Source organism: Zhongshania aliphaticivorans (genome assembly GCF_902705875.1).
Classification (GTDB): Bacteria; Pseudomonadota; Gammaproteobacteria; order Pseudomonadales; family Spongiibacteraceae; genus Spongiibacter; species Spongiibacter aliphaticivorans_A.
Window position 1 is genome coordinate 1,762,162 of the sequence record NZ_CACSIK010000001.1, and the last position, 16,107, is coordinate 1,778,268.

Consider the following 16,107-nt stretch of genomic DNA (forward strand, 5'->3'; position numbering starts at 1 on the left):
TATGCGTTACTACAGTTTAGAGAAGTACATTAATTTGTTTGATGGTTACCGTAAAGTATTCAAAATCGATAACCATAACCTGATGTTGCTTCAACTAGACGGCGTTAGGTATTTGATAGAAAGTAATTGCCCGCACCGAGAATACCCTCTAAGTAGCTCTGATGTTGAGGGTGCAGAGCTAGTGTGCCCTCAACATGGATATCGCTTTGATATCCAGACAGGGCAATTAACCCATTTCAGTGAAGAGCCATGCCGCAATCTACGTCGCTTTGAACTGGTGGATAGAGATAACGACATTGGCGTAATGTTGGAGGGATAATTGGAGGTGATTATTTATTCAGACCAAAAAAAAGCCCCAGTAACTTAACGTTGCTGGGGCTTTTTAGATTACTGCTTGCTAATGAGTTTACTTATTAGCCGCAGCCTTCTTTTCTTTTTCATTTGCTATGACAGTTTCAGCAACATTCATTGGGCAAGCCGAATAGTGAGAAAATTCCATAGAAAATTGTCCGCGACCTGATGTCATGGTACGTAGTGTACTGATATAACCGAACATTTCTGAAAGCGGTACATCGGCTTTAATACGAACACCAGTTGCGTTTGGCTCTTGTCCTGAAATCATGCCGCGACGACGGTTTAAATCACCGATAACATCACCAACGTGATCTTCTGGGCTATAAACGTCAACTTTCATCACGGGCTCAAGAAGCTGTGGACCGGCTTTAGGCATAGATTGACGGAAAGCGCCTTTTGCTGCAATTTCAAACGCAACGGCTGACGAGTCAACTGCGTGGAAGCCACCGTCGTAAAGCTCAATCTCAACATCAAGGACAGGGAATCCAGCCAGTGGACCCGTTCCCATCATGGATTTGAAACCTTTCTCAATAGCGGGGAAAAATTCCTTAGGAACGTTACCACCGACAACCGACGAGGTGAATGTGAAGCCAGTATTCGCTTCGCCTGGTTTGATACGGTAATCAATTTTACCGAACTGTCCAGAACCACCAGATTGCTTCTTGTGAGTGTAGCTATCTTCAATTGGCATTGAGATTGTTTCACGGTAAGCCACCTGTGGCTGACCGACGGTCAAATCAACACCGTAGGTGCGGCGAAGTATATCTACTTTGATATCAAGGTGTAATTCACCCATCCCTTTAAGAATGGTTTCACCTGAATCAATATCGGTTTCAACGCGGAAAGTAGGATCTTCTGCAACCATTTTACCAATGGCAATACCCATTTTTTCGGTAGAGCCTTTGTCTTTTGGTGTTACCGAGATTGAAATAACAGGCTCAGGGAAAACCATGGCTTCAAGCGTACATTCATTCTTTGGATCACAAAGCGTGTGGCCCGTTTGCACGTTTTTCATGCCTACGATAGCAATGATGTCACCGGCTTGAGCGCTGCTTAATTCGTTGCGTTCATCTGCCTGCATTTCAACCATACGACCTACGCGTTCAGTTTTACCCGTGAACGAGTTAAGGATAGTGTCCCCTTTATTCAACTTACCAGAGTAAATCCGAATGAAGGTTAGAGCGCCAAAACGGTCATCCATTATTTTGAAGGCTAGGGCACGGAAAGGCTCGTCAGCAGAAACGATAGCGTATTCGCCGTTAGCATTACCTTCTTCGTCTGTTAATGGCTGAGGGTTAACCTCAGTTGGAGTAGGCAGGTAATCTACGACAGCATCAAGTAGTAGCTGCATCCCTTTGTTTTTAAAGGCAGAACCGCAGTACGTTGGGAAGAAGGCAAGTTCAAGAGTACCTTTACGGATACAACGTTTGATGTCTTCATCAGAAGGTTGCTCACCTTCCATGTAAGCCATCATGATGTCGTCGTCCATTTCAACTGCATTTTCAATCAGTTGCTCACGGTACATTTCTACATCTTCAACCATATCGGCAGGAATGTCTTCGATGGAGAAATTTTCTGGCTGGCCAGAATCATCCCAGATATAGGCTTTGCGGCTAAGCAGATCAACAACACCTTTAAAGGTATCTTCACGACCAATTGGCAAGGTCATGATTAAAGGTTTTGCACCAAGTACTTTTGTGACCTGATCGGTTACACGAATAAAGTCTGCGCCAATACGGTCTAGCTTATTAACGAAGATTAGGCGCGATACTTTCGAGTCATTCGCGTAGCGCCAGTTGGTTTCTGATTGAGGCTCAACGCCGCCAGAACCACAGAAAACACCCACGCCGCCATCAAGAACTTTAAGTGAGCGATAAACTTCTACTGTAAAGTCAACGTGACCCGGTGTGTCGATGACGTTAAAACGGTGTCCTTTCCAGAAACAGCTAACTGCGGCTGACTGTATGGTAATACCGCGCTCGGCTTCTTGTTCCATGAAGTCAGTGGTTGATTCACCTTCGTGAACTTCACCTAGCTTATGGATTTTACCCGTCAGCTTAAGGATACGCTCGGTAGTCGTGGTTTTACCGGCATCAACGTGGGCGAAAATACCAATATTTCTGTAAAGGGATAGATCAGTCATAGCGCTCTCTGGATAAGCTAGGTTGAAAATAGGCGGGTAATGTACAGCAAATTAGCTGATTTTGCTCGTAGAAAAATGAAGAACAACGTTTTTCAAGCACTTTTTTTTCATATAAATGCCCCCACACCCAAAAAAGAGGTCTTTACCACCATTTAAAATGCCGGTTATAGAGAGAATGTACTTTGTTTTCAGCAGTTTAATTGAGTGTAAATTACGGTTGTCCAGGTCTATTAACGGCGCTCATCAGCACCATTTGCATTGCTTGATGAGGAATTCCAGCATCCATGAAGCGTTCGCCGTATGGAGTAAATCCAGCGGCTGCATAAAAACCTATCGCATGATCCTGCGCAGACAAAGTGACGAGGCGCCAATTCTGACTTTTTGCGTAAGCTATGGCGGCGTCAAGCAGTTTCCTTCCTATGCCTTGTTTACGATAGGGCCGTAACACTGCCATACGCCCGATGACGCCCTTATTGCTCATGCGTACCACACCGACAGCTTCGCCGCGTATCGTCGCCATCCAGTGGTGGCAGCAGGGGTCGTGCTCATCGAGCTCTAGCTCAACAGGCACATGTTGCTCAAGCACGAACACTTTGTGGCGTATATCGCTAAGCGTTGATTTATCTATTTGCCAATCAGCTTTGCGTATCATCATAAAAACAAAGCGTGCCGTTACAAAATAAGGCGTAGATCATATCAGGGCTTAATCGATGGGCGGTATCGATGGCTACACCGCACTCAAATTCACATAAGGCTTTGACATCGTCCTTTTGCTCGGGTGGGTAAGGAAAGGCCAAGCCATCGGCATATAAATAATTATCATCAAAGGCTAAACGCGCGCCAAGCCTTATTTGTAGTACCGCACCTTCTGCGAGCTCTATTAAAAAATTTTCTGGGCTAAGTGAATGATCAATGAAGTTTTCTTGGTCTGGCACCCGCGTCATCATTTCACCAAACCAGCGCGCGATGTGGGTTTCGTCGTCGAGATGTTGGAGTAGAAGCGATTTAACATGTTGGCAGACTTCAACTGGGATTTCTGCTGGATGAGCTTTAGCTTCTAGGCGAGGGTCTTGATAGCGTATTGATTCATCTAATAAACTGGCAATGTCGTCACTATAATCACTGATTAAGCTTGCCTCGGATGGCGCCCTAAACCCGACTGACAACGTAATACAATCATCACCTTCAGCAATGCCCCAGTGGGCGACGCCTGGGGGAACATAGAGTACATCACCGGCTTCCAAGACGTATTCTTGTTCAGCATTAAATTCCTTGAGCAGTCTCAAACCGGCCAGCGTGTTCAGAGGTGTATCTTCTGTGCAGTGGCCACCAATCTTCCAGCGTCGCCGACCACTGCCTTGCACCAAAAACACATCGTATTGGTCGTAGTGGGGGCCGACATTGCCGCCATCGCAGGCATAGCTCACCATTATATCTTCGGCGCGCCAACGGGGAATGAATCGAAAGTGAGCAAATAGATCTGATAATTCGGGTAAGAAATGGTCTACGCTTTGGACAAGCAGCGTCCATTTGGATGCAGGTAGTGTCGCGAAAATAGCTTCATCAAATGGCCCATCGCGGAGCTCCCAAGCACCGTCTTTTTCAATGATAATCCGGCTATCAATATCGTCTTCGCAGGCCAAGCCTGCGAGGTCGTTACCGTCTAGTGGACACTCAAAGTTGGGGATGGCATCTTTTAACAGCAGCGCTTTGCGCTGCCATATGTGATCCAAAAACCATTGCGCATCAAAGTGCTGCAGCGCCACCGTGTTAAATCCGTTTTGCTTGAGCAACGGCATTGCCAATATAACGCGCAGGCGTTAGCTCGCGTAACTCTGCTTTTGCCTCATCTGGCATCTCTAAACCATCAACAAAAGCTTTTAATATATCTGCAGTAATGCGCTGGCCTCGAGTAAGGGCTTTTAGCTTCTCGTAAGGCTCATCAATGCCGTAGCGGCGCATCACCGTTTGAATGGGTTCGGCTAATACTTCCCAACTGTCATCTAGGTCTGCGGAAATACGAGCAACATTAATTTCTAGCTTGCTTAAGCCCTTCATCGTGGCTTGGTAGGCCATTATGCTGTAGGCAAAGCCTACTCCCATATTGCGCAAGACGGTGGAGTCGGTTAAATCGCGCTGCCAGCGTGAAATAGGAAGTTTTACAGCAAGGTGGTGTAAAACCGCATTGGCAATGCCAAGGTTGCCTTCAGAGTTTTCGAAATCGATTGGGTTTACCTTGTGAGGCATTGTCGAAGAGCCCACTTCGCCGGCAATAGTACGCTGCTTGAAATACCCTAGCGAAATATAACCCCAAATATCGCGATCTAAATCGATGAGAATGGTATTAAAGCGAGCTACGGCATCAAATAATTCGGCAATATAGTCATGGGGTTCAATTTGCGTGGTGTAGCGATTCCAGTTTATGCCTAACTTGTTAATGAAATCTTCTGCGTTGGCTTCCCAGTCAATATCCGGGTAAGCGGAAAGGTGGGCATTATAGTTACCTACTGCGCCATTGATCTTGCCCAGCAGCTCTGTGTCAGCAATAACTTGTCGCTGACGGCGTAATCGTGCAACCACATTGGCAAATTCTTTACCCATGGTGCTTGGACTGGCGGTTTGCCCGTGGGTACGTGACAACATTGGTATTTCTGCAAATTCGTGCGCTTGCTCAGTCAACTTGTTAATAATGGCATCACAGTCTATTAATAGAATTTCTCTGCCTTCGCGAAGCATTAATGCATGAGATAGATTGTTGATGTCTTCTGATGTGCAAGCAAAATGGACAAATTCAGAAATAGCTGCCAGCTCAGGGTTGCCACTAATTGCTTCCTTTATATAGTACTCAATCGCTTTAACATCATGATTGGTTGTGGCTTCAATATTTTTCACTTTTTGAGCACCAGACTCATCAAAGCCGGTAATCAGTGCTTCTAGCACAGAATTAGCTTCTTCACTTAATGCTGGCACTTCGGTGATGGCAGGGTTTGCCGCAAGTTGCTGCAACCACCGTACCTCTACGAGAAGTCGATACTTAATTAACCCAAATTCACTGAAAACAGGGCGTAGGCTTGCTGTCTTGCTACCGTAACGGCCGTCGACGGGTGAGATGGCAGAAAGCGCAGATAAATCCATATTGAGTACCTTTTAAAATCGGGGCGAGCAGGGTGGAAAGCGCGCAATAATACACGACTTAACGGCGAATTTCAGTTGCCAAAAGTTGTTTGGTTTCGGTGAAAATACGATTTCTCTGCAGGACAAGCTTCCAGCGACTGCCACCAGCCTGCTGCCAGAGATAACCCGCTCTGATTGCGGCAAGTAGCAAAGTGCGAATTCGGGCTGCATTATTCGTATTTTGTAACTCTTGGGCGCTTCCAGTTATCTGAATTCTAAAATTGTATTTTGAAATTGTGTCTTGATAAATAGATGAAAGAGAGCTTGATAACATATTGATATCATTACCATTAAAATCTTTTTGCTTTTCTGTGTGTTGAAGCCTATTTCGTAATGATGCCGCCGTATCAGTGTCTTTTCTAAGTTTTTTATGAAGATGTAATACGCCTAGGCAGTAACGCATAACACTCTTGCGCTCGCCATAATCATTACCACTAAGCAAATCTCGCAAACCGCGAATCCCAATCTCTAGATTCTCAATGCCTTCGTAGGCTTCTTCTGCGGATGTTGCAGAAAAAGCAAACAGGCTATTAATGCTGGCCTCAATAGCTTGAGGCTCACCCTGGCCAGTACGCGCGATTTGATCGACCAAGACTGCCGCTTGGACAATGGCTGCCAAGGCGAGTGTTTGTTGGCGGATTTGTATATTTTTTGCTTCCGGCGCGCTTATTTTATGAGTCATCCTGCTTGATACCCTGCATCTATAATGCCGCCACCCAGGCAGACATCATCCACATAAAAAACGACTGACTGCCCAGGTGTAATGGCACGCTGAGGCTCTTTAAAGCTCACCAAGTATCCGCTTTGTACAGGCTTTATTTCACATGCCTGATCCGCTTGGCGATAACGAGTTTTGGCTGAACATTTAAGCGGTAGGGCGGGTGCTTCACCGCTAATCCAATGTATTTCACCAACCTCTAAAGCTGTTTTAAACAAAGCTGGGTGCTGGCTTCCCTGAGCGACTAAAAGCACATTGCGAGTTAAATCTTTTTCAACCACATACCAGGGATCTTCCCCGCCACCCTTTACGCCGCCAATACCCAAGCCTTGGCGCTGGCCAATGGTGTGGTACATTAAACCGCTGTGCTCGCCCATATCAATACCGTTCAAAGTTTCGATGCGTCCAGGCTTGGCCGGAAGGTATTGCTGTAAGAAATCCTTAAAGCGGCGCTCACCAATAAAACAAATGCCTGTACTATCTTTTTTGTTGTGAGTGACCAGATCATGCTTTTCAGCGAGCGCGCGTACTTCTGGTTTATTTATCTCCCCAACTGGGAATAAGGTTTTAGCGAGCTGTTCACTGCCCACGGCATGAAGGAAATAGCTTTGATCTTTATTTGCATCAAGGCCTTTAAGTAATTGTGTGCTTCCCCCCTCGGACCGAAGGCGGGTGTAATGTCCCGTTGCGATATAGTCGGCGCCCAACACGAGTGCATAATCAAGAAAGGCTTTAAATTTTATCTCTCTATTGCAAAGTATGTCTGGGTTGGGGGTTCGTCCTGCCTGATACTCTTCCAGAAAGTGCTCAAACACATTATCCCAATACTCGGCGGCAAAATTAGCGGTATGTAAATGTATGCCAAGCTTTTCGCAAACCGCACTGGCGTCCGCTAAGTCATCCTTGGCTGTACAGTATTCTGTGCCATCATCTTCATCCCAATTTTTCATGAAGAGCCCCTCCACTTGATAACCTTGCTGTTGAAGGAGTAGCGCGGATACCGAGGAGTCTACGCCGCCAGACATACCGACGATGACTTTGGTTTTTTCAGGAGAGTGCTGGTTCATTAAATTTTTCCGTTGAGCGGTGTGTCTATTGGCTAGTAATTTATTGAAAGTGGGTAACGATGTTGGCCCAAATATCGCTCTAAGCATTCCAGCACTAAAGGGCTGCGCAGCTGAGTGCGCCGTTCTCTTAGTTCCTCAGGCGTTAGCCAAACGGCTCTTTCTATATCGGCATCCAGTTTTTGCTCTGGACAAAAAGCAACAGGACGAGCGAAGAAGGTAGTACGATGATAGGTTACCCCATTGGCCGGCGCGACATATAAGCCAAAGCCGACCACGCCGAGGATTTCTACGCGCCATTGCGTTTCTTCTAAGGTTTCCCTAAGCGCAGCCTCTATGAGACTTTCATCTTTTTCTAAATGCCCCGCCGGTTGATTTAACACCCGGCGGCCGTGCTTTATTTCTTCAACAAACAAGAATTTTCCGTCGTTCTCAACCACGGTAGCAACGGTTACATGGGGGTGCCAATCCATAGGGTGGTCCATTTCTAAATGGTTAATTGTAACAGGGGCGACACTTTAAGAACTACGTTTGCGCCGAGTTGTGGTACGTGTATTGCGTTGAGATTGAGTTGGTTTTTGAGCATTGCGGGTGCGATAGCGCTTAAACTCTGGCCCTATCGTTAGCGCTTTAATCTCTCCAGGTGCCAAATTATCGATACTCCAATCACCAATTTTTGCTCGAATTAAGCGCAGGGTAGGGTAGCCAACTGCTGCGGTCATGCGACGAACCTGACGGTTACGCCCCTCGCTGATGGTTAGGCTAATCCAGCTGGTTGGTATTGCTGCACGAAACCGCACTGGCGGCGTCCGCGGCCATAAATTGCTGGGCTCTATAATTCTGTGGACTGTTGCGGGACGGGTTGGCCCATCTTTTAGGGTCACGCCGGCTTTTAAGGCTGCTATCGCTTGGTCATCAATATCCCCATCCACTTGCACCCAATAGGTTTTATTAAGTTTGTGACGCGGGTGGCTTATTTGATGCTGTAATTCACCGTCTCCCGTTAAGATCATCAAGCCTTCTGAGTCATAATCTAACCTCCCGGCTGGATATATTGATGGGATCCTGATGTAATCAGAGAGGGTTGCTCGTCCATCCGAGTCTGTAAATTGACTCATTACGTGGAAGGGCTTATTAAATAAAAAAATATCACTCACGCTAAATTAGGCTCATTCATAGAAGAAATCTGGGTATAAAGTGTTATAATGCCGCGCTTTTCGTAAAAGCTGCATTGTAACATTTGCAGTTATTTTCGTTTGTGAGCGAGCACGAGCACAGATACTAACTGATAAACCATGGAGTCAAAAATGGGATACCAACATATCAAGGTACCTACTGCGGGCGAGAAAATCACCGTTAATGCGGATCTTTCCCTCAATGTACCCGATCGGCCAATTATTCCTTTTATCGAAGGTGATGGCATCGGGGTCGACATTACTCCGGTGATGATCAACGTAGTTGATGCAGCCGTTGAAAAAGCCTACTCAGGCGCCAAGAAAATTAGCTGGATGGAAATTTATACCGGCGAAAAAGCAGCAGAGCTTTACGAGGGTGATTGGTTCCCCGCAGAAACTCTTGATGCGATCAAAGATTACGTAGTAGGCATTAAGGGGCCATTAACTACACCTGTTGGTGGTGGTTTCCGCTCTTTGAATGTTGCCCTTCGTCAAGAGTTAGACCTATATGTTTGTCAGCGTCCTGTACGTTGGTTTGAAGGTGTACCTTCACCGGTGAAGGAGCCTGGCAAAACAAACATGGTAATCTTCCGTGAAAACTCAGAAGATATTTATGCCGGTATTGAATGGAAAGCTGGTACGCCAGAAGCCGACAAAATTATTGATTTTTTCCAAGAAGAAATGGGTGTTACCAAAATCCGCTTCCCTCAAGAATGCGGGATTGGCGTAAAACCTGTATCCAAAGAAGGTACTCAACGCTTAGTTCGTAAAGCGATTCAGTACACTATTGACCAAGATTTGCCGTCACTGACTATCGTGCATAAAGGCAATATCATGAAGTTCACCGAAGGTGCTTTCAAAACTTGGGCTTACGAGCTAGCGATGGAAGAGTTTGGTGGTGAGCTACTTGATGGCGGCCCATGGGTTAGCATTAAAAACCCTAACACTGGCAAAGACATCGTTATTAAAGATGTGATTGCTGACGCGATGCTTCAGCAGGTGCTGTTACGCCCTGATGAGTACAGCGTAATTGCTACGCTTAACCTGAACGGCGACTACCTATCTGACGCACTAGCTGCTCAAGTTGGTGGTATCGGTATTGCCCCAGGTGCAAACTTAAGCGATAACATTGCACTATTTGAAGCTACACATGGCACAGCACCGAAGTACACCGGCCAAGACAAAGTTAACCCGGGTTCTTTGATCTTGTCAGCTGAAATGATGCTGCGTCACATGGGCTGGAATGAAGCTGCAGACCTGATTATTGATGGAATGAACGGCGCAATCCAAGCTAAAACGGTAACCTATGATTTTGAACGCTTGATGGAAGGTGCAACCTTGCTGAAATGTTCAGAATTCGGTGATGCTATCGTTAAGCACATGGCGTAAAGCCTCTGCACCACCGGTATTAACCGGTGGTGCTTACTCTCTCAAAGTCACATTTCTACTCGATTATCTTTCGTCAGATGCCTGAATATCAGTGGCGTGAAGCCCTTTAGGGCCTGGCTCCGCACTGAATTTCACATTTTGCCCTGCCTTTAGTGTTTTATAACCTTCCATTGTAATGGCGGAGTAGTGCGCAAAAACTTCATCCTCGCTATTCTCCGAAACAATAAATCCGTAGCCCTTGGCGTTATTGAACCACTTTACAACACCTTGCTGCATAGCTTTTTATCCTTAATTGTCGTTATAGTTATTGTCATATTTACGCAAACAACCTTGTTTTTTGCGACTTAGCCCCCATTTTTAAAACAGTACGGCCTTGTCGTCAAGTGAAGATGGTGTAAGTAGCTAAGTTGGTGAATTTCCCTATTGCGCGAGGTTAAAGTGGTGATAAGCTCAGGTAAAGCTAGTGAAAATGGATATTAATATACAGTGCTCAGATGACAATTCAGATGAAGACCACGGTAATGGCTTAGCAATTCAGGAGTCAAAACCGGAACTGAAGAAGCCGCGTATGTATGCGGTGGTCCTGTTAAACGATGATTACACTCCCATGGAGTTTGTTGTTGAGATACTAGAGGACTTCTTCTATTTGGATCGTCAAAGAGCGACTCAAGTAATGCTTGCAGTACACACAAAGGGAAAGGGCGTGTGTGGCGTATTTACCAAGGATATTGCTGAAACAAAAGCAGCACAGGTAAATCAATATGCGAGAGATAATGGGCACCCGCTACTTGCTGAGATAGAAGAAAGCGATGCTTGAACTCTGTAATGTCAAAGGGCGGAAGTAGTCTATGTTGAGCAAAGATCTCGAAACAACATTGAGCCAGGCATTTAAATCGGCTCGTAGTCGTCGTCATGAATTTATGACGGTAGAACATCTCTTGTTAGCCCTGGCTGACAATGAGGCGGCCATGAAAGTGCTACTTGCCTGTGGTGCGGACCTACCCCAGCTTAAGGGCGAGTTAAAAGAGTTTGTGGATGCAACAACGCCGCGCATCCCAGAAGATGACGCGGAGCGCGACACTCAGCCCACACTCGGTTTCCAGCGCGTACTCCAGCGTGCAGTATTTCATGTCCAATCATCTGGTAAACAAGAGGTGACTGGCGCCAATGTTCTGGTGGCTATTTTTAGTGAACAAGAAAGCCAAGCTGTTTACTTTTTGAAATCACAAAATGTGAACCGGCTTGATGTTGTAAATTACATTACCCACGGGATATCTAAAGTTTCAGGTGCCGAGGGCTTAGATCATGAACAGCAAAATGATCAAGAAGCTGATAATGCAGACCCAGAGCAGCGACCTCTGGAAAATTTTGCAACGAATTTGAATGAAGAAGCCAAGGCTGGACGTATAGACCCGCTTATCGGTCGCGCAGATGAAGTCGAGCGTGTTGCACAAATTCTAACTCGCCGAAGAAAGAATAATCCGCTATTGGTCGGTGAATCAGGTGTGGGTAAAACTGCAATTGCTGAGGGTTTGGCCAAGCGTATTGTCGATGGTGACGTACCCAGTGTATTAATTGATAGCGTGGTGTATTCCCTTGATATGGGCGCATTACTTGCGGGAACTAAATACCGTGGTGACTTTGAAAAACGCCTGAAAGGTTTACTTGCCGATCTTAAAAAACGAGAGGGCGCCATTCTCTTTATAGATGAAATCCACACCATTATCGGTGCAGGTGCGGCATCGGGCGGGGTAATGGATGCCTCCAATCTATTAAAGCCTTTGCTAAGCTCTGGGCAAATGCGGTGTATTGGTTCGACAACCTTCCAAGAGTACCGCGGTATATTTGACAAAGATCGCGCTCTGAGTCGACGCTTTCAAAAGGTTGATGTCAACGAGCCTTCCGTCGAAGATACTTTCCTTATTCTTAAGGGCTTAAGGTCTCGGTTTGAATCGCATCACGAGTTATCTTATAGCGATGGCGCACTGCGTACTGCAGCTGAGCTTTCAGCCCGCTATATCAACGACCGTTTTTTACCTGACAAGGCGATAGACGTCATTGATGAGGCGGGTGCCTATCAGCGCCTTCAAACTCCTGAAAATCGTGTAGAAAAAATCGATATTGCTGAGATTGAAGCAATCGTAGCCAAAATAGCCCGCATACCACCGAAAAGTGTTTCCTCTGACGACCGTGCGTCGCTGGCCAAACTGGAAGACAATCTCAAGATGGTGGTCTTTGGTCAAGACCAGGCTGTTGCTGAGCTTAGTGCATCTATAAAGCTTGCTAGAGCTGGGTTGAAATCTGCCGAGAAACCGATTGGTAGTTTTCTGCTGGCAGGACCAACTGGTGTTGGTAAAACCGAAATTTGTCGTCAGCTTGCCAAACTTTTAGGTTTGGAGCTAATTCGATTTGATATGTCTGAATATATGGAGCGCCACACGGTGTCACGCTTAATTGGTGCGCCCCCTGGCTATGTTGGCTTTGATCAAGGTGGTTTATTAACCGACTCTGTCACCAAGCACCCGCATTCGGTGGTGCTACTTGATGAAATTGAAAAAGCGCACCCGGATTTATTCAACCTTCTGCTACAGGTAATGGACCATGGTTCACTTACCGACAACAACGGTCGCAAAGCAGATTTCCGTAATGTGATTTTTGTCATGACGACCAATGCTGGCGCTGAAAGCATGAGCCGCCGCTCTATCGGCTTTACAGAGCAAGACAATCAAACCGACTCTACTGAAGCGATAAATCGTTTGTTTACACCAGAGTTTCGCAACCGACTCGATAGCGTTATTTCGTTTGCGCCTTTAGAGTCCGATGTTGTATTGACGGTTGTTGATAAATTCTTGGTTGAGCTACAAGCACAGCTAGACGACAAAAAAGTTGTACTCAATGTGGATGATGCTGCACGGCATTGGCTAGTTGAGAATGGCTATGATAAAACCATGGGGGCTCGGCCAATGGCACGGGTTATACAGCAGCATATCAAAAAGCCGCTTGCAGAAATGGTGCTATTTGGAAGCCTAGAAAAACAGGGTGGATCCGTGAATATCACCGTAGATGGTGAAGGTCTAGCTCTAACCGCAGATGCGGTCAATGAGGAGGAGAGCCAGACCTGCGACTAATCGTAGATTAACGTCCGCGGAAAGTGATGCGGCCTTTGGTGAGGTCATAGGGGGTTAATTCAACCTTGACCTTATCTCCGGTTAGGATTCTGATGTAATGCTTACGCATTTTACCTGAGATATGAGCGGTAACAACGTGTCCGTTTTCTAGGCGTACGCGGAAAGTGGTATTAGGCAAGGTATCAATGACTTCGCCTTCCATTTCTATTTGGTCTTCTTTCGCCATTCGGCAACTATCCTCGAAAGTCTTTAAGAATTAATGATTGAGAAGCGCTGAAGCCACGAAGGGCTGTCAAAACTGCGCGCATTTTGCCTGAATTTATGGACTTTGGCAATTTACTGCAAAGATTGTCTGTGATGACAAGCTGAGTGATTAGTTGAGCAGTACCCAGCGATTGTTCATGAGTAACTCTATGGGGCGATAATCCGTTTTATAACGCATCTTTTGGCAGTCTTTAATCCAGTATCCAAGATAGACATAAGGTAAGTTTAAAGATTTAGCATAATTAATTTGCCAAAGAATACCGAAAACCCCCAAGCTTCTGCGGGTCTGTTCAGGATCATAAAATGTATAAATTGCTGACAAGCCATCGTCTAAAACATCGGTGACAGCAACGGCAATCAATACATCGTCATCATAAAAATGAATATATTCGGTGCTTGCATTCGATTTGCTTAAAAAATTATCGAACTGTTCCTGCGACGGGGGGTACATATCACCATCTTGGTGGCGGATATTAATATAGCGCTCATAAAGTGGATAGGCTTGCTCAGATAATACAGCGGAAATTTTTACGACCACATCGTTGTTGCGATTTAAAACGCGGCGTTGTTGGCGGTTAGGTGTAAACAGGCCCACAGGAACGCGGCTAGCAATACAATCTTGGCAACTTGAACAATCAGGGCGATAAATATGATTACCACTGCGTCTAAAACCACGCCGAGACAGTGCACTGTATATCGCGGGTGATGGAGCCAGCTCTGGATCAATGAAAATAGTTCTTGCCTCCCGCTCCGAGAAATAACTACACGGATGTGGGTGGGTAGCGTAAAGCTTTATATCCTTGGGTTCTGTCATGTTTGGCCTACCGAACCGGAACTGGAGTAGCGCCAATGCATTTCCCACATGCCTACAGCTTGTCCAATGCGGTTAGTATATTCGTTTAGATGCTGCTTAAATAACGATCTGTCTATCTCTTCTGCCCCCATGCTTTGGAGGTAATCATTTCCTACTTGGCAGTCAATAATAGGGTAACCCCACTCTTGAAGCTGGCCGCATAGGTGGATTAATGCAAATTTTGAGGCATTGGGCTCACGGCTAAACATCGACTCGCCAAAAAACATCTGCCCTATGCCAATGCCGTAAAGTCCGCCAATTAACTCGCTGCCACGCCATACTTCAACGGAATGAGCCCAACCAAGTTGGTGTAGAGCTAAATAAGCCCCCCGCATATCATCGGTAATCCACGTTCCCGGTCTCTTAGGGTTGATTTCAGCACAGCCATTCAAAACCTTGTCAAATGCAGAATCAAAACTCACGGTGAAATCCGCGTGTCGGAGTGCTTTGCGCAAACTACGATTAATGTATATTTTTTCGGGATAGAGGACAGCGCGTGGTTGCGGTGACCACCAAAGAATGGGTTGCGATTCATCATACCAAGGAAAAATGCCTTGGCGATAAGCCCTTAAAATTCGCGCTGTACTCAGGTCACCCCCAACAGCCAATAGGCCGTTGGGGTCTTCAGAGGCACATTCTATACTGGGAAAATCGAGCTTATTAATGTCGAGCCAAGGTATAGCGGGCATTAGATAAGCGTCGACTTATTGAGCCAAGTCGTCGAGGTAGCGTTCAGCATCAAGCGCTGCCATGCAGCCAAAGCCTGCCGATGTTACCGCTTGACGATAGATGTGATCAGCAACATCACCGGCAGCAAAAACCCCTTCGATACTAGTTTGAGTTGCATTACCCTCAGTACCGCTATGAATTTTCAGATAACCGTCTTTCATGTCGAGCTGGCCATCAAAAATATCAGTATTTGGCTTGTGTCCAATCGCAATAAACACACCGGCCACATCGATCTCTTGCGTGCTGCCATCTGCGGTGCTTTTAAGACGTAAGCCCGTCACGCCGCTGTCATCACCCAAGACTTCATCCAAGGTGTTATTCCACAAAATATTCACATTGCCATTTTCTGCGCGCTCAAGAAGTTTATCTTGTAGAATTTTTTCAGAGCGTAAGCTGTCACGGCGGTGAATTAAGGTCACCTCAGAGGCAATATTTGAAAGATACAGGGCTTCTTCTACTGCCGTATTGCCGCCACCGATAACGGCAACTTTTTTACCACGGTAAAAGAATCCATCGCAGGTCGCGCAGGCCGACACACCTTTACCCATAAAGGCTTCTTCTGAGGGCAACCCTAAATATTGTGCAGATGCTCCAGTGGCGATGATTAAACCATCACAGGTATAGGTTTTGCTGCCTTTTAAGGTGAAAGGTTTGTTGTTTAAATCAACAGAGTCAATATGATCAAACACAACTTCCGTCTCAAAGCGCTCAGCATGTTCTTGCATTCTGGCCATAAGCTCAGGGCCTTGAACCCCATTTTGATCTCCGGGCCAGTTGTCGACATCGGTTGTTGTGGTGAGCTGGCCACCTTGCTGAATCCCAGTAATAACCACAGGGTTAAGATTTGCACGGGCTGCATAAACCGCAGCAGTATACCCCGCGGGGCCCGAACCTAGAATAATTAGACGGTGATGTTGGCTGTCGCTCATAAAATTACTGTATTCCATTCAGGGGGAGTGAACTTGCGTCACTCCAAAATGACTGAGATAAGGCATGTATCATAGGGGAAATTGTTGACCGCATCAAAATGTCTTCGCGGCGACAAATGCCCTGACATAGTGCTAATATTGGGCCCGATTTGATATTTTCAATAGCGCCTACGGCAACCATATATCA

General features: G+C 46.1%; 17 protein-coding genes. 4 read left to right on the top strand and 13 right to left on the bottom strand.

What is annotated here, in order from left to right; genetic code table 11:
* The first annotated feature begins 1 nt into the window (after position 1).
* A complete protein-coding gene (locus AELLOGFF_RS08015) occupies positions 2 to 319 on the top strand; it encodes a Rieske (2Fe-2S) protein (RefSeq protein WP_159268267.1) in 318 nt (105 codons plus the stop codon).
* 87 nt (positions 320 to 406) lie between these two features.
* Here the strand turns inward: AELLOGFF_RS08015 and fusA are convergent, their stop codons facing one another.
* The 8 genes from fusA to AELLOGFF_RS08055 form a co-directional block, all read right to left on the bottom strand.
* Positions 407 to 2,497 (bottom strand): elongation factor G, encoded by a 2,091-nt coding sequence (gene fusA, locus AELLOGFF_RS08020; protein WP_159268268.1) that lies wholly within the window; start codon positions 2,495 to 2,497, stop codon positions 407 to 409.
* 211 nt (positions 2,498 to 2,708) lie between these two features.
* The gene (locus AELLOGFF_RS08025) at positions 2,709 to 3,152 is read right to left on the bottom strand and encodes a GNAT family N-acetyltransferase (protein WP_159268269.1); all 444 of its coding nucleotides are present in this window, start codon (positions 3,150 to 3,152) and stop codon (positions 2,709 to 2,711) included.
* Positions 3,133 to 4,263, bottom strand: a complete 1,131-nt coding sequence (locus AELLOGFF_RS08030; protein WP_159268270.1) for a JmjC domain-containing protein — start codon at positions 4,261 to 4,263, stop codon at positions 3,133 to 3,135. Before AELLOGFF_RS08030 ends, AELLOGFF_RS08025 begins: the two co-directional genes overlap by 20 nt.
* A gap of 4 nt (positions 4,264 to 4,267) precedes the next feature.
* Entirely contained in the window at positions 4,268 to 5,632 is a 1,365-nt protein-coding gene (gene purB, locus AELLOGFF_RS08035) for an adenylosuccinate lyase (protein WP_159268271.1), read from the bottom strand.
* Between the two features lie 58 nt (positions 5,633 to 5,690).
* Positions 5,691 to 6,353 (bottom strand): high frequency lysogenization protein HflD, encoded by a 663-nt coding sequence (gene hflD / locus AELLOGFF_RS08040; protein WP_159268272.1) that lies wholly within the window; start codon positions 6,351 to 6,353, stop codon positions 5,691 to 5,693.
* Positions 6,350 to 7,456 carry a tRNA 2-thiouridine(34) synthase MnmA gene (gene mnmA / locus AELLOGFF_RS08045; protein WP_159268273.1) on the bottom strand — a complete coding sequence of 369 codons (1,107 nt, stop codon included), beginning with the start codon at positions 7,454 to 7,456 and terminating at the stop codon, positions 6,350 to 6,352. Before mnmA ends, hflD begins: the two co-directional genes overlap by 4 nt.
* A 32-nt stretch (positions 7,457 to 7,488) precedes the next feature.
* Positions 7,489 to 7,926 (bottom strand): NUDIX hydrolase, encoded by a 438-nt coding sequence (locus AELLOGFF_RS08050; RefSeq protein WP_159268274.1) that lies wholly within the window; start codon positions 7,924 to 7,926, stop codon positions 7,489 to 7,491.
* Positions 7,927 to 7,971: 45 nt separating this feature from the next.
* On the bottom strand, positions 7,972 to 8,610 hold the full coding sequence (locus AELLOGFF_RS08055; protein ID WP_159268275.1) for a pseudouridine synthase: 639 nt from the start codon (positions 8,608 to 8,610) through the stop codon (positions 7,972 to 7,974).
* A gap of 150 nt (positions 8,611 to 8,760) precedes the next feature.
* Between AELLOGFF_RS08055 and icd the strand changes: the two genes are divergently transcribed.
* On the top strand, positions 8,761 to 10,017 hold the full coding sequence (icd, locus tag AELLOGFF_RS08060; protein ID WP_159268276.1) for an NADP-dependent isocitrate dehydrogenase: 1,257 nt from the start codon (positions 8,761 to 8,763) through the stop codon (positions 10,015 to 10,017).
* Between the two features lie 63 nt (positions 10,018 to 10,080).
* Here the strand turns inward: icd and AELLOGFF_RS08065 are convergent, their stop codons facing one another.
* Positions 10,081 to 10,293 carry a cold shock domain-containing protein gene (locus AELLOGFF_RS08065; RefSeq protein ID WP_159268277.1) on the bottom strand — a complete coding sequence of 71 codons (213 nt, stop codon included), beginning with the start codon at positions 10,291 to 10,293 and terminating at the stop codon, positions 10,081 to 10,083.
* Positions 10,294 to 10,486: 193 nt separating this feature from the next.
* On the opposite strand from AELLOGFF_RS08065, the gene clpS reads away from it, so the two are divergent.
* Positions 10,487 to 10,834, top strand: coding sequence for an ATP-dependent Clp protease adapter ClpS (gene clpS, locus AELLOGFF_RS08070; RefSeq protein ID WP_159269321.1), 348 nt, complete (start codon positions 10,487 to 10,489; stop codon positions 10,832 to 10,834).
* Positions 10,835 to 10,865: 31 nt separating this feature from the next.
* Positions 10,866 to 13,145: an ATP-dependent Clp protease ATP-binding subunit ClpA gene (gene clpA, locus AELLOGFF_RS08075; RefSeq protein ID WP_159268278.1), complete on the top strand. Its 2,280-nt coding sequence runs from the start codon at positions 10,866 to 10,868 to the stop codon at positions 13,143 to 13,145.
* A gap of 7 nt (positions 13,146 to 13,152) precedes the next feature.
* On the opposite strand, the gene infA is transcribed toward clpA, so the two are convergent.
* From infA to trxB, 4 genes are all read right to left on the bottom strand, one after another.
* Positions 13,153 to 13,371 (bottom strand): translation initiation factor IF-1, encoded by a 219-nt coding sequence (gene infA / locus AELLOGFF_RS08080; RefSeq protein WP_022957154.1) that lies wholly within the window; start codon positions 13,369 to 13,371, stop codon positions 13,153 to 13,155.
* 147 nt (positions 13,372 to 13,518) lie between these two features.
* Positions 13,519 to 14,223: an arginyltransferase gene (locus tag AELLOGFF_RS08085; protein ID WP_159268279.1), complete on the bottom strand. Its 705-nt coding sequence runs from the start codon at positions 14,221 to 14,223 to the stop codon at positions 13,519 to 13,521.
* Positions 14,220 to 14,951: a leucyl/phenylalanyl-tRNA--protein transferase gene (aat, locus tag AELLOGFF_RS08090; RefSeq protein WP_159268280.1), complete on the bottom strand. Its 732-nt coding sequence runs from the start codon at positions 14,949 to 14,951 to the stop codon at positions 14,220 to 14,222. The genes AELLOGFF_RS08085 and aat overlap by 4 nt, the downstream gene beginning before the upstream one ends.
* 15 nt (positions 14,952 to 14,966) lie before the next feature.
* Positions 14,967 to 15,920: a thioredoxin-disulfide reductase gene (trxB, locus tag AELLOGFF_RS08095; protein WP_159268281.1), complete on the bottom strand. Its 954-nt coding sequence runs from the start codon at positions 15,918 to 15,920 to the stop codon at positions 14,967 to 14,969.
* Positions 15,921 to 16,107 lie beyond the last annotated feature (187 nt).

Excerpts from the sequence above, each read along its gene's own strand:
- AELLOGFF_RS08015 (WP_159268267.1), top strand. The coding sequence starts at position 2 with ATGCGTTACTACAGTTTAGAGAAGTACATTAATTTGTTTGATGGTTAC.
- fusA (WP_159268268.1), bottom strand. The coding sequence starts at position 2,497 with ATGACTGATCTATCCCTTTACAGAAATATTGGTATTTTCGCCCACGTT.
- AELLOGFF_RS08025 (WP_159268269.1), bottom strand. The coding sequence starts at position 3,152 with ATGATGATACGCAAAGCTGATTGGCAAATAGATAAATCAACGCTTAGC.
- purB (WP_159268271.1), bottom strand. The coding sequence starts at position 5,632 with ATGGATTTATCTGCGCTTTCTGCCATCTCACCCGTCGACGGCCGTTAC.
- hflD (WP_159268272.1), bottom strand. The coding sequence starts at position 6,353 with ATGACTCATAAAATAAGCGCGCCGGAAGCAAAAAATATACAAATCCGC.
- mnmA (WP_159268273.1), bottom strand. The coding sequence starts at position 7,456 with ATGAACCAGCACTCTCCTGAAAAAACCAAAGTCATCGTCGGTATGTCT.
- AELLOGFF_RS08050 (WP_159268274.1), bottom strand. The coding sequence starts at position 7,926 with ATGGATTGGCACCCCCATGTAACCGTTGCTACCGTGGTTGAGAACGAC.
- icd (WP_159268276.1), top strand. The coding sequence starts at position 8,761 with ATGGGATACCAACATATCAAGGTACCTACTGCGGGCGAGAAAATCACC.
- AELLOGFF_RS08065 (WP_159268277.1), bottom strand. The coding sequence starts at position 10,293 with ATGCAGCAAGGTGTTGTAAAGTGGTTCAATAACGCCAAGGGCTACGGA.
- clpS (WP_159269321.1), top strand. The coding sequence starts at position 10,487 with ATGGATATTAATATACAGTGCTCAGATGACAATTCAGATGAAGACCAC.
- clpA (WP_159268278.1), top strand. The coding sequence starts at position 10,866 with ATGTTGAGCAAAGATCTCGAAACAACATTGAGCCAGGCATTTAAATCG.
- infA (WP_022957154.1), bottom strand. The coding sequence starts at position 13,371 with ATGGCGAAAGAAGACCAAATAGAAATGGAAGGCGAAGTCATTGATACC.
- AELLOGFF_RS08085 (WP_159268279.1), bottom strand. The coding sequence starts at position 14,223 with ATGACAGAACCCAAGGATATAAAGCTTTACGCTACCCACCCACATCCG.
- aat (WP_159268280.1), bottom strand. The coding sequence starts at position 14,951 with ATGCCCGCTATACCTTGGCTCGACATTAATAAGCTCGATTTTCCCAGT.
- trxB (WP_159268281.1), bottom strand. The coding sequence starts at position 15,920 with ATGAGCGACAGCCAACATCACCGTCTAATTATTCTAGGTTCGGGCCCC.